This window comes from Hymenobacter coalescens (assembly GCF_054783195.1).
In genome coordinates, this window is the sequence record NZ_BAAGRA010000014.1 from 426,747 (window position 1) to 439,626 (window position 12,880).

The 12,880-nt window shown below is 61.8% G+C and carries 11 protein-coding genes; 9 read left to right on the forward strand and 2 right to left on the reverse strand.

The window, feature by feature from the left end; genetic code table 11:
- Window positions 1–9 precede the first annotated feature (9 nt).
- The gene (locus tag ACYVKQ_RS11035) at window positions 10–798 is read right to left on the reverse strand and encodes a polysaccharide biosynthesis/export family protein (RefSeq protein ID WP_460578219.1); all 789 of its coding nucleotides are present in this window, start codon (window positions 796–798) and stop codon (window positions 10–12) included.
- 308 nt (window positions 799–1,106) lie between these two features.
- Here ACYVKQ_RS11035 and ACYVKQ_RS11040 point away from each other — a divergent pair, with 308 nt between their 5' ends.
- From ACYVKQ_RS11040 to ACYVKQ_RS11060, 5 genes are all read left to right on the forward strand, one after another.
- A complete protein-coding gene (locus ACYVKQ_RS11040) occupies window positions 1,107–1,784 on the forward strand; it encodes a response regulator transcription factor (protein WP_460578220.1) in 678 nt (225 codons plus the stop codon).
- A 109-nt stretch (window positions 1,785–1,893) separates the two neighbouring features.
- Window positions 1,894–3,279, forward strand: a complete 1,386-nt coding sequence (locus ACYVKQ_RS11045; protein WP_460578221.1) for a sensor histidine kinase — start codon at window positions 1,894–1,896, stop codon at window positions 3,277–3,279.
- 215 nt (window positions 3,280–3,494) lie between these two features.
- Entirely contained in the window at window positions 3,495–5,126 is a 1,632-nt protein-coding gene (locus ACYVKQ_RS11050) for a SulP family inorganic anion transporter (protein WP_460578222.1), read from the forward strand.
- Between the two features lie 125 nt (window positions 5,127–5,251).
- Complete coding sequence (locus ACYVKQ_RS11055; RefSeq protein ID WP_460578223.1) at window positions 5,252–6,007, forward strand: carbonic anhydrase; 756 nt, start codon at window positions 5,252–5,254, stop codon at window positions 6,005–6,007.
- 371 nt (window positions 6,008–6,378) lie between these two features.
- A complete protein-coding gene (locus ACYVKQ_RS11060) occupies window positions 6,379–6,975 on the forward strand; it encodes a hypothetical protein (RefSeq protein ID WP_460578224.1) in 597 nt (198 codons plus the stop codon).
- Here ACYVKQ_RS11060 and ACYVKQ_RS11065 read toward each other — a convergent pair.
- Window positions 6,972–7,532 (reverse strand): hypothetical protein, encoded by a 561-nt coding sequence (locus ACYVKQ_RS11065; protein ID WP_460578225.1) that lies wholly within the window; start codon window positions 7,530–7,532, stop codon window positions 6,972–6,974. The genes ACYVKQ_RS11060 and ACYVKQ_RS11065 overlap by 4 nt on opposite strands.
- A gap of 485 nt (window positions 7,533–8,017) precedes the next feature.
- Between ACYVKQ_RS11065 and ACYVKQ_RS11070 the strand changes: the two genes are divergently transcribed.
- The 4 genes from ACYVKQ_RS11070 (at window position 8,018) to ACYVKQ_RS11085 (ending at window position 12,846) form a co-directional block, all read left to right on the forward strand.
- Entirely contained in the window at window positions 8,018–10,576 is a 2,559-nt protein-coding gene (locus ACYVKQ_RS11070; RefSeq protein ID WP_460578226.1) for a type IA DNA topoisomerase, read from the forward strand.
- A 128-nt stretch (window positions 10,577–10,704) separates the two neighbouring features.
- Window positions 10,705–11,496, forward strand: coding sequence for a hypothetical protein (locus tag ACYVKQ_RS11075; protein WP_460578227.1), 792 nt, complete (start codon window positions 10,705–10,707; stop codon window positions 11,494–11,496).
- A 16-nt stretch (window positions 11,497–11,512) separates the two neighbouring features.
- Window positions 11,513–12,502, forward strand: coding sequence for a hypothetical protein (locus ACYVKQ_RS11080; protein WP_460578228.1), 990 nt, complete (start codon window positions 11,513–11,515; stop codon window positions 12,500–12,502).
- An 11-nt stretch (window positions 12,503–12,513) separates the two neighbouring features.
- A complete protein-coding gene (locus ACYVKQ_RS11085; RefSeq protein WP_460578229.1) occupies window positions 12,514–12,846 on the forward strand; it encodes a hypothetical protein in 333 nt (110 codons plus the stop codon).
- The last annotated feature ends 34 nt before the right edge of the window (window positions 12,847–12,880 follow it).

Here is a 12,880-nt window from a genome sequence, read left to right on the forward strand (position 1 = left end):
CGCAGGGCCCTAGTTGGTAATCTTGATGTAATTCAGAATCAGCACGATTGCCGAAACGCCCGAGAAAAGCAGGGCCAGGTTGCCGGCGTTGGCGCGGTTGGTGCGGGCCGCCAGCGGCTCCACGTACAGGGCATCGTTGGGCAGCAGGTAGAAATAGGGCGAAGCCAGCAGCTGCGGGTCGGTGAGGTCCAGCAGCACGACTTGGTTGCCCGTGCTGGTCGGCCGTATGAGCTTGATGTTCTGACGGTTGCCGAACTCCGTTAGGTCGCCGGCGAGGCCCAGCGCCTCGAGCACGGTGGCCTGCCCGTTGTACACGAAATAACGGCCGGGGCTTCTGACCTCGCCGAGCACGGTAATTTTGAAGGACAGGAGCTTAACCAGCACGTTGGCGTCGCGCACGTAACGACTCACCTGCTGCTGCACCAGGCTTTGGGCCTCGTCGATGGTCAGGCCCTGCACCTTCACCTTGCCCACGGTGGGCAGGTTGATGGTGCCGCCGGCGTCCACGTTGTAGCCGGCCAGGAACATGTTGCCCGGGTCGCCGCCCATGATGTTGCGCGAATCCGTCACGTTGAACATGTCGTTCAGGGCGGGCTGCACGCTTTGCACACGGACGGAGAGGACATCGTTGGGCTGAAGGCGGTAAGGCTGCAGTTCATTCGGGACGGCCACGGGGGTGCGGGTCGAGTATTCGTTGCCCTGCAGGTAGGGCAGACGGCGCTGCGCAATGCAGGACGCCAGCAGCAAGGGCAGGCACAGCAAGGCCAGCCGCAAGCGGCGAATCAACAGGTAAGCCATGGTGGTGGAGGCATTTGGCTTAACCGCCGGTTTGCTCAATCAGTCCAAAAGCTGGTGGCGCAGCTGGACGGTCCAAAAGAGTAAATCAGCACGGGAAGCGGTGGAGGATCGTGTTGATAGAATTTTTCTATAAACATATAGGACTTATTTCTATTAGTCAAGTTAATCTTAAATTATTCTCATAAATATTTGTAATAGTTTTTGTTGTAAGGGTGGGCCGGAGTGGTATTAAAGCCACGTTAAATGCGCCGAAGCCGGCCAGCAACCCGGGGCAACTGCCTATCTTCGGCTGCGTATTCCCTGCGTGTATGAAGATTCTCTTGGTTGAAGACGAGCCCAAAGTGGCTGCTTTCTTACAAAAAGGGCTGAGCGAGCAAACCCACGCCGTTGATGTGGCAGCCGACGGGTTGCTGGGGCTGCGCCAAGCTTTGTCGACGCCCTACGACCTGATCATTCTGGATCAGCTGCTGCCGGGCCTTAGCGGCCTGGAAGTGTGCCGGCAAGTACGGGCTCAAAACTCCGCTGTGCCCATCCTGATGCTCACGGCGCTGGGGGAAACAGACGACAAAATTCGCGGCCTCGACGCGGGCGCCGACGACTACCTCGTGAAGCCCTTCGCGTTCCAGGAGCTGCTGGCCCGCATCCGGGCGCTGGCGCGCCGCCGGCAGGATGCCCCGAGCCAGCCGAAACTGCGCCTGGCCGACCTCACGCTGGACCCGTCGAGCAAGGTGGTGACGCGGGCGGGCCAGCCGGTGCAGCTTACGGCCCGTGAGTTTGCGCTGCTCCATTACCTGCTGCGCAACCAGGGGCGCGTCGTGTCGCGGGTAGACATCCTGGAGCACGTCTGGGAAACCAGCTTCGATACCGGCTCCAACGTCATCGACGTGTACATCAACTTCCTGCGCAAGAAAATCGACAAAGACTTTACGCCCAAGCTCATCCATACCCTGGTGGGCATGGGTTACGTGGCCAAAGTCAACGAGTGATTTGCATGGCTAAATGGCTGGATGGTCAAATGGTTAGCCGTTCAACGGGGCGTCCGAACGATCAGCCATTTAACCATTTAACCATTTAACCATTTAGCCATTCCATAGCATGTCCATTCGTCTGCGGCTGGCGCTGCAGTTTGCGGCCATCGTGGCCATTACACTGGTGCTGTTTTCTGCGCTGATTTACGTTTTCACGTACTACTCGCGCGGGCAGTTCTTCACCAACAGCCTCCGCAACCGCGCGCAGGTGGTGGCCCACGTGTACTTCGACGCGCAACACCCGCGCAACGACGAGCGGCAGAGCGCGGCTTACAGCCGCTACCTGCGCCAGCTGTACCGCACCCTGCCTGACGAGGAAGTGCGTATTTATTCCCCCAGCGGACGTGTGCTGTTTCGGGAGGGGCAAACCACCCGCCGCCGCGTGCCCGCCGAATGGTTGGGCACCACCAGCGGGCTGCTGCTGCAGCGCAGCCCCGATTTGCGCTACACCGTGGGCATTCATTATGATGTGCCGGGCCGCGGCCGCTTCTTGGTCGTCGCCTGGTCCGTCGATTCGGACAGCCAGCGGCAGCTGCGCACCCTGCGCGGCGTGCTGGGCGTGGGCCTATTTGTGGCCTTGGTGCTCACGGGTATTGGCGGGTGGGTATTTGCGGGGCAGGCGCTGCGCCCCATGCGGCGCGCCGTGCAGGAAATGGGGAGTATCACCGCTTCGGACATGCACCGCCGGCTTTCCGGCGCCGATGGGCAGGACGAGGTGTCGCAGTTGGCCAGCACCTTCAACAGCCTGCTCGACCGCCTCGAAACCGCTTTCGTGGGCCAGCGCACCTTCGTGCGTGACGCCTCGCACGAGCTGCGCACGCCGCTCACGGTCATCATCGGGGAGCTGGAAGTGGCCTTGCTGCAGTCGCGCACCACCGAGGGCTACCAGCAGGTGCTGCGCAACACGCTGGACGCGGCCCGCCTGCTCAAAGACCTCACGAACGGCTTGCTGCAGATTGCGCGTGCTTCCGACGACCCCTCGCAAGTGCCGCTCAAGCCCTTGCACCTCGACGAACTGCTGCTGCAGGCCCACGAGGAAGTGCAGCGCCGCCATCCCACCTGCCGCATCGACCTGGACTTTCAGCTACCGCCCGAGGCCCCAGACCCGCTGGTGCGCGGCAACGAGGCCCTGCTGCTTTCGGCGGTGCTCAACGTGCTCGAAAACGCCTGCAAGTTTTCACAAGGGTCGGCCCAGCCGGTGCTGGCCACGCTGCGGGGCGCCTACGGCCGGGTGCAGCTGGAAGTGCGCGACCGGGGGGTAGGCATGACGGAAGCCGACCGCCAACAAGTGTTTGTGCCCTTTTTCCGGGCCGATAACGCCCGCGGCGTGCCGGGGCACGGCATCGGGCTGCCGCTCACCCATAAAATCATGGAGTTGCACGGCGGGGCCGTGTGGGTGGAAAGCGAACTGGGCAAAGGCACGCAGGTGGTGCTGGAACTGCCCCGCGCGTAGAATTGCTACTCTAGGCGTAATAGAAATCCCAAGTTAATCCGGCGTCAGGCTCCCATTTTTACGAAAGGCATTTTATTTTGACCTTTTAATGCCGTTTTAATTCGCTTTTAACCGGAGGTTAAGACCAAACAGGGAGATTAGACTCGAAATCAGGTAGTGTGTCACGTTTGCACCAATGCAAGCAACACCTGCGTATGGTTTGGCAATTATACTGCATGGAATCATCCACCGTTCTTACTTCGTCGCCTTCCCCGACCCATGCCCAGCCGGCAGGTTCGGGTAGCGCCGCGCCACAGCTTCCGAAGGGGAACACCCTGGGCAAGGATTTGCCTGCCGGGCTGGTCGTGTTCCTGGTGGCGTTGCCGCTGTGCTTGGGCATTTCCCTGGCTTCCGGGGCCCCGTTGCTTTCCGGCCTGATTGCGGGTATTGTCGGCGGGCTGGTAGTGAGCTGGGTAAGCGGCTCCGCGCTCAGCGTAAGCGGCCCGGCCGCCGGCCTGACGACCATCGTGCTGGCAGGCATCACCGAGATGGGCAGCTACGAGGCCTTTCTGGTGGCCGTGGTGCTGGCTGGGGTAGTGCAGATGGCCCTCGGGCTGCTCAAGGCCGGTATTATTGGCATGTACTTCCCTACCTCGGTTATCCGGGGAATGTTAGCTGCCATTGGCCTGATCTTGATTTTGAAGCAGATACCGCACTTCCTGGGTGGTGACGAGGACTTTTTTGAAGACCTGAACTTCTTTCAGCCCGACGGCTTGAACACGTTCTCGGCCATTGGCCGGGCCGTGGCGGGGCTGCAGCCGGGGGCCTTGCTCATTGGCTGCGTATCAATGCTGGTCCTTGTGCTCTGGGAGCAGGGTTTCATCAAGCGCAACAGAGTGCTCAACTTGGTGCCGGGAGCCCTGATTGTGGTGGCATTGGCCATTCTGATCAACACCGTGCTGGGCAGCGTCCGCCCCGAGTGGCAAGTAGCGACTTCGCATCTGGTGAAGTTGCCGCCCATCAAGAACTTCGACGATGTGCTTGGGGCGTTGCGCTTCCCTGACTGGAGCGTGCTGACCACCAATCCGCACGTATACACGCTGGCCCTGACCATTGCCGTGGTGGCTTCGCTGGAGTCGCTGCTGAGCGTGGAAGCCGTGGATAAACTGGATCCGCTCAAGCGCCGCACGCCCACCAACCGGGAATTGCTGGCCCAGGGTACGGGCAACCTGCTTTCCGGCCTGATTGGTGGTTTGCCCCTCACGGCGGTTATCGTGCGCTCGTCGGCCAACATCAACGCCGGCGGTCAAACGCGCATCTCGGCCTTCTTCCACGGCTTGCTGCTGGCGGCCGCGGTACTGTTCATGGGCCAAGTCCTGAACCTGATTCCGTTGTCGGCGCTGGCTGCCGTGCTGCTGCTGGTAGGTTATAAGCTCACCAAGCCCGCCCTGTACGCGTCGCAGTGGAAGCTGGGCTGGAAGCAGTTCGTGCCCTTCCTCGTCACGGTAGTGCTCATTCTCTTCACCGACTTGCTCAAAGGAGTCGGTATCGGTCTGGCCGTGGCCGCTTTTATCATCCTGAAGGACCACGCCGAATCCGCGTACTTCTTCCACTACGAGCCCGACCACGTGCCCGGCACCGTGCACCTGAAGCTATCGGAGCACGTGACGTTCCTGAACAAGGCGGCCATTGCCACCACTCTCGACCGCTTTCACCCCGGCACGCGCGTGATTCTAGACGGCTCCGATTCGGTTACCATCGATTACGACGTGCTGGAAGCTATTGAAAGCTTCCGCCAGGGTGCCGCCGAACGCGGCATCAACGTGGAGCTGCGCGACATTCCGCAGGTCCATGTACTGGGCCACTAAGCGGATTCTGGGTGATACGATTGTTGGGATTTGCGTAGAGTAGCAGTAGCTGCTGCCGGCGTTTCCCAACTTATCACCCCTGCATTGCTGTAGCCCCTTCTTCCACGAACACCCCCACTCCCGATATGAAACGAATTCTCGAAGGCAACCGCCGCTGGGTAAAAGAGCAACTCGCCAAAGACCCGCAGTACTTTGAAAAGCTGTCGATGGGCCAGAAGCCCCGCTACCTCTTCATCGGCTGTTCCGACTCGCGCGTGCCCGGCTCGGCCATCACCGGCACCATGCCGGGCGAAATGTTTACCCACCGCAACATCGCCAACTTGGTGGTGAGCACCGATATGAACATGCTGTCGGTGCTGCAGTACGCGGTGGAGGTGCTGGAGGTGGAAATCATCCTGGTGGTGGGCCACTACGGCTGCGGGGGCGTAGCCGCCGCCGCGTCGAACAAGCAATACGGCCTGATCGACAACTGGCTGACGAACATCCGCGACGTCATCCGACTGCACGAAACCGAGCTGCTGCGCATCAAGGACGAAGACGAGCGGGTGCGCCGGCTCGTGGAGCTGAACGTCATTGAGCAGGTGCGCAACCTGGCCAAGACCAACATCATCCAGAACGCCCGCAAGCGGCCCAACCCGCCTATGATTCATGGCATGGTCTACGATATCCGCGAGGGCATTCTGAAAGACCTGGAGGTAGACACCAATGAGGTGGACGAATTCAGCCACATCTATCTGCGCGACCGGCCCGTGCTCACGGCGGGCACCCAGGTACTGCTGGAGCAACTGCAGGAAACGCAGACCAACAACCCGGCCGAGCCGGCTCCGGCAGCGGCCCCCAACGAAGAAAAAGGCAAAAAAGAAGCTACGCGTACCGCCTAATCCGTGGGTCGGAGTGGGTTCTATAGCTCGCCCACCCGCCCATAAACCTCCGCTGCCTTTGGCGCGGAGGTTTTTTTGTGCCCACCCGTGGCCGGCCGGGCGCAGGTGCTCAAGTAACAGTCGCTGTGCCCGGGCGGCCTGCAGTTCGACCCCGCTCCGCCGCAGTACGTTTCCGGGCCATCCACTCACTGCCGCAAGTGCGAAAAGCAAGGTCACGTGAAGCCCACGGCTGCCCCGCCATTCTTTCGGCTGGCTTGGCTCAGCACGGGCTTGTGGTCCGTTGACCGCCCCTCAGGCGTGGCAGCTTCGGGTGCAGCTTGTATCTTCCGGTTTTATGACGTAGCCGGCCCTGCGCGGCCTTGGTCTGACTAATGCCTTCCAGTACTGCTATCATCGCCCGCTTGCCGACCGTGCCCCTGCTGTTTATAGCCGCCAATGGGTTTGGGCAACGATACGCCGCGGCCCCGCCCGCCGAAACCACGGGCTGGGCGTTGTTTCGGAGCTACGCGCCGCTACTGGCCGTGCTCATTCCGTTGGTGAGCTACCTCACAGCCCAGTACAAGGACTGGCGCTCGGCCCAGGGCACGCTCAACAAAGCTTTCCAAGGCGAAAACGACGCGGTGGTGTACATGACGCACAAGGTGCAGCACAACGAGTGGAAGCGCCGCATGGCCCGCGCCCCGGGCTTCCGCCGCGAGGTCATTACCGCCCTGTGCCTGGCCTGGTCGGTGCAGCGGCTGGACTACATCAAGGCCCTGATTTTCGACGCGCTGCTGTGCGTGGGCCAGCAGGGCTACGCCGAGGAAACCCAGTACGTGCTCGACAAGCTGCTGCGCCAGTACCACCAGTACCACGAGCGGTTTGCGGCCGCACAGTTTTCGGGCGTCATCGGGAGCATGGAGCAGCTGAAAGTGGCCCTGGTGACCGGGGAAGCCGAGCGACTGAAGTTGTCCCGGTCTAAGGCTTAGTCGTAGGGCGCGTAGGCGGCCATGCGCCAGTGGCCCGGTGACTTAGGCGTCAAAATCAGCTTGTAATCGGCCGTGAAGCACAGGTCATCCGTGCGAACGTAGCCCAAGGCGTGGCCCTGCATATCCGAAACGCGCACCCAGGGTGCGCTGCCCGCATCCTGCTCCTCATTTACGTTTACCACGCTGTACGGCAGGCGTACCCGCACCGTCGATTCGGCCGAAGGCCGAACGTGTGCTTCCGTGGCGGGCTTCAGGCAGATGGCCACGGAATACCAATCGGCGTCTTCCAGCTCGCAACTGATGCGCTCTGTGGCCTGGGCGTAGGGCAGGCGAAACTCGCGGCCCTCGTCGCCGGTGCTGAATACACCGCCCAGCGCCAGAATGCGGCGCAGTTCCGGCCAGATGGGCGAAGCCTTGCCGCGGTGCAGCTTCCAGGTTTTGGCAAAAGCATGGCGTCCCATTTCGCCCCCACCGTAGCTGGAAACGGTCTGGGTATCGACCAAGGACAGCAGCCCGCGCACGTCGCGCGCCTCCACGATGTGCATGAGGCGCGCCAAATAGGCCTTAAGGAAAGCATCCTGGCGGCTCTCGTCTGCCGGCAGCAACTGGCAGGCGTAAACCGCCGAATCGACGGGCTAGCTTAGGTCATCCGGTTTTGTGCTGGTTTCCGGGCCGGAACGGGGCGCGGCCAGGCCCCTCGCCGGGGGCAGCGTATCCGGCGCGGGGCCTGCTGCCGGGCGAAGGCGGGGTAATGGTTCGGCGGGGGACGGGGCGGTGGCTGCTGGGGTGTGGGCCGCCTCCTGACCGCAGGCAGTGGCTATAATCAAGAAGGCAAGCAGCCAGTGATACGACATATCTAACAGGATGTGAATAGTCAATAAATATAGCCGTTTTTGCCGCTCCCGGCAGAAAGGCCGGCCGGAGCGTATTGCCCCAACTTCCCTCGCTTTAACCGACTTTTTCTCGCCTTATCTTTGTTGATTCAACGCCTGACTATGCCTCCTCATAGTTATCCGTTTCTCATCACAGCCCATCTGCGGTCATGAAAGTCTGCATTGCCGAAAAGCCCAGCGTGGCCCGCGAAATTGCCAACGTGCTCGGCGCCCGCCTGCGCATGGACGGTTACTTCGAGGGCAACGGCTACCAGGTCACCTGGACCTTCGGCCACTTCTGCACCCTGAAGGAGCCCCAGGACTACCACCCCGAGTGGAAGCGCTGGAGTATCCACGATTTGCCCATGCTGCCCGAGCAGTTCGGCATCAAGCTCATGCAGGACGATGGGGTGCGCAAGCAGTTTGCCACCATCAAGCGGCTGCTGGCCGACGCGGAGGAAGTCATCAACTGCGGCGACGCCGGGCAGGAAGGAGAGGTGATTCAGCGCTGGGTGCTCACCGAGGCCAAGTACCGCAAGCCCTTCAAGCGCCTCTGGATTTCGTCCCTGACCGAGGAGGCCATCCGCCAGGGCTTCGCCAACCTGCGCGACGGCAAGGAATTCGACCGCCTCTACATGGCCGGCAAGAGCCGCGCCATCGGCGACTGGCTGCTGGGCCTGAACGCCACGCGCCTCTTCACGCTCAAGTACGCCCAGGGCCGCGGGCAGGTGCTCAGCCTGGGCCGGGTGCAGACGCCCACGCTGGCCCTGCTGGTGGACCGCTACCACGAAATCCAGAACTTCAAGCCCGAGCCCTACTGGGTCTTGCGCACCGAATACCGCGGCACCATGTTCAGCCACGTGGCCCCGCCCAAGAAGGGCAAGGCCGAGGACGATGAGCCCGACGAAAAGGCCCGCCTGAAGGCCCGCGGCTACTTCGTGACGCAGGAAGAAGCGGACAAGGCCATGGCCGCCGTCAAGGACGTGCCGCTGGTTATTACCGGCGTCGAAATCAAGAAGGCCCTGGAGTCGCCGCCGTCGCTGTTCGACCTGACCTCCCTGCAGGTGCAGTGCAACAACCAGCTGGGCCTCTCGGCCGAGGACACGCTCAAAACCGTGCAGGCGCTCTACGAGAAGAAGGTCGTCAGCTACCCGCGCGTGGACACCACCTTCCTGCCCGACGACCAGTACCCTAAGATTCCGGGCATCCTGCAGGGCATCAGCGGGCCGTACCACAGCTTGGTACAGCCGCTGCTGGGCCAGAAAATCCGCAAGTCGACCAAGGTCTTCAACAACAACAAAGTCACCGACCACCACGCCATCATTCCCACTGGTGCGGCGCCCGGCGGGCTGAGCACCTGGGAGTCGAACGTGTACGACATCATCGTGCGCCGCTTCCTGGCCGCGTTTTACCCCGACTGCGAAGTCTCGAACACGACGGTGACGGCCGCGGCGGCCGGCTACCCCTTCCGCGTGCGCGGCCGGCAGATTCTGAGCCCGGGCTGGCGCGTCGTCTACGGCGACCCCATGCAGCAGCAGGCCCCCAGCACCGCCAAAGCCGGCGAGGGCGACGACGACGTGGTGAACACCGTGCTGCCTAGCTTCGTGAAGGACGAATCGGGCCCGCACAAGCCCAAGCTCGACCAGAAAGTAACCCAGCCCCCGCGCGAGTACACCGAGGCCATGCTGCTGCGCGGCATGGAAACCGCCGGCCGCAACGTGGACGACGAGGAACTGCGCCAGGCTATGAAGGAAAACGGCATCGGCCGGCCGTCCACCCGCGCCGCCATCATCGAAACGCTGTTTAAGCGCGGCTACATCCAGCGCGAGAAAAAGCGCATCGTGCCCACGCCCACCGGCGTGGAGCTGATCGGGCTGATCCGCAACCCCACTCTGAAATCGGCCGAGTTGACCGGGCAGTGGGAGCGGAAGCTGCGCCAGATTGAGGCCGGCAACCTGGAGTCCGACGTGTTCCTGGCCGAGCTGAAGGCGCTGGTGCAGGAAATGGTGCAGGAGGTGAAGCAGGACCGCGCCCGCATGGTGGCCCTGCCGCCCACGGCCACCGAAGCCGCTTCGTCGGCGGCCAAGAACGGCGGCAGCAAGGCCCCGGCCAAAGCCGTTGCCAAGCCGGCCGCTGGCGCCGCGCCCGGCCCGGAAGGGGCGTTGGGCCTCTGCCCGGCCTGCGGCAAAGGTCACGTGCTCAAGGGCAAGACGGCCTACGGCTGCTCGGGCTGGAAGGACGGCTGCAAGTTTCGCCTGCCGCTGGTGTTCGAGGGCAAGAAATTCACCGATAAGCAGCTCGGCGCCCTTTTCACCAAGGGCCGCACGCCCGTCATCAAGGGCTTTGTGGACGACGTAGGGCAGAAGTTCGACGCGGCCATTGCCCTGAACGCGCGCCACGAGCCGGAGCTGCTGCGCGCCGCCGAAAGCAAGCCCGCCGTTGACGACAAGCCCCAGCAGATTCCCTGCCCGGTGTGCCGCCTGGGCACCATGCTCAAAGGCAAAACCGCCTGGGGCTGCTCCCGCTTCCGCGAAGACTGCCAGTTCCGCGTGCCGCTGGAGCTGTGCGGCCGCCAGCTCACCGACGCGCAGGTGGCCAAGCTCCTACGCCGGGGCAAGTCCGACGTGATTCGCGGCTTCACCTCGCAGCGCACGGGGCAGAAGTTCGAGGCCGCGCTGGAAGTCACGGCCGAGGGCGAGGTGAAGTTCGTGTTTGAGAAGAAGGCGTGAGGCGGCTAGGCAAGATTCCCTGTCTGGTCGGGCTACTCGTGCTCGGGTGGGGGCTCGTGCGTGGATACGCGCAGCAACCTGGGCTCAACCGGATTGATAATATCAAGACCGCTCAGGAAGCCGCAGCCTTGCTCCACGCCGCCGACACGGCGGGCCATTTTGCCCGCGTGACCATTTCGGATACGCTTTCCATCCGGAACCGAGCCTGTAAATGCCAAGCCCGCAAGCGGGGGGTACAACCCTGGACAAAGGCGGATTTCGACGGGAACGGCTACACCGATTTGCTGGCTATCGGCGATGATAATCGGCAGGAAGTGATGCTGATGATGGCGTTCGGCGGCGAACGGTATACCGTCAAGAGGGCGAACTACGGCAGCAAGTACTGCTTTCTGCCAACGCTAATCAGGAAAGGGGGCCAACCTTTGCTGGCCGTCAAAGCCTATCGGCGCAAATTCGGCGGTCAGCTCGGGCAGTCCAGGCAGTACCGATTGGTCTATAAATACGGTGGATTGGTGGAATACAACACCCGGCCCGGTGTCCGGCGGGTCGAAAGCATTGCCCTGTCGTACTTCATGTCCTACCACCAGAAGGTAAAACTGGATATGACCCTCACCGATGCCGGGTTTGTCGTTTGCCGGGAGGAAACCGATGGCGTGGTGAAAAACCGCGTGGCTATGCTGACGAAGGAGGAATTTGAAGCATTGGCCGCACTGGTAAACTACGCGGCAGTGGCCCGCCGCCGGTCGGTATATACCCGCAGCGGCAACCACCACCCGCATTATTACCTGACGGTAGCGTACGAAGGTGGCTACAAGCAGATAGATGACGGCGGCGGCGAAGGCTCGATGGGGCTGGAGCTGCTGTATGAAAACATCCTGGGCCTGCGTAATTCGCTGCGCTGGCAAGTTATAGAGCAGTAAGTAGCAGCCTTTCGATATGAACGCAGCTATTAGGGGAAGAGGCGTGAGCGGGTGCCTGGTGCTGGCAGTACTGGCAAGTTGGTGCAGCACCGGCTGTCAGTCAGACCACAAGGCTCTCAGCGTACCCAGCAAAATCGAAGCTGCGCAGACGGCGGCCCAGCTGCAGCAGTTGCTGCGAAGCGTCGATACGCTGTACAATCAGTTCACCATCGATACCGTGCTGCGACTACAAGACAAGCGGGTAGAGCGGCGCTACCGGCAGGCCGGTATCAAAGCCTGGTACAAAGCTGATCTGGACGGCAATGACCGGACGGACGTAGTAGTAACCGGCTGGCTGGACTACGGTGCCCCTTACCCGGAAACCAGTCAGGTCGTGTGCCTGCTGGATATGGGCGACTCACTGGTGCTCGATAACCTGAACCGGGAATACGAGCGGTACGGCCCAATAGCCCGTGTGGTGTACCGACAAGGGCGGCCGCTGTTGCAGTATCACGATTTCGCGCCGCCGATTCTTTACATAGATAGCCTACGAGACGAGCAGACGTTTCTGCTGACGTACAAGTTTGGTGGGTTTGTGGAGTATAATGAACGGCCTGACCCCGGCTTGCGCATAGACAGCCTCACGTACACCTCCGATTTCGCCTACGACGATGTACTGATGCAGAAACTGACGCTGACTGCGCTGGGGCAGGCAGAATATCGTTCCTGCGAATACCCGGTGCCGGATGAGCGGAAAAAGACCTTCGTGCATAAGAAAACGCAGGTAGCCGACCCTGCTATGGCCGAAATCAATGGGCTGCTTGGGTATATCGTCCCGGATAAGCTCAAGCCGGAGTATCGGGTATATATGAATCACAATCCTTACACCTACCTGACCTTATCTTACCACGATGGGCGCAGAAAGAAAGTGTTCGACTATGGGGAGAAGGGTACTTTCGGACTCATGCGGCTGTACGCACTGCTGGCCCAACTGCACAAAACACAGCAGTGGCAACCCATTAAGTAATTGCAAGACGCATGCCTAAGAAACCCATCCAACGCCGCCCAACACCCACGCCCGCTCCACCTCCCAAAGTCCGCCCCGCTGCGCTGTTCCGCGCCCGGCTGCTGGGCTACCTCGTGGGCCTGGTGCCGCTGCTGGCCCTGCTGCTGCTGTTTCGGCAGGTGCTGCCCGCTTCGGTGGCGCTGGCCATCGTGTTGGTGGGCTTCATGGCGTCGGTGTGGGTGCAGCAGCGCATCCGGCAACGCTTTCCCTACGATTTCAAACAGCGCGCCGAATGGCTGGCCTTGGGCGCGTATAGCCTGCTGGTAGTGGTTATCACGGCCGTTTACCTCGGGTGGGTGGCATAGCGGATGGCGAGCTTTAGCAACCGCGGAAAGAAGG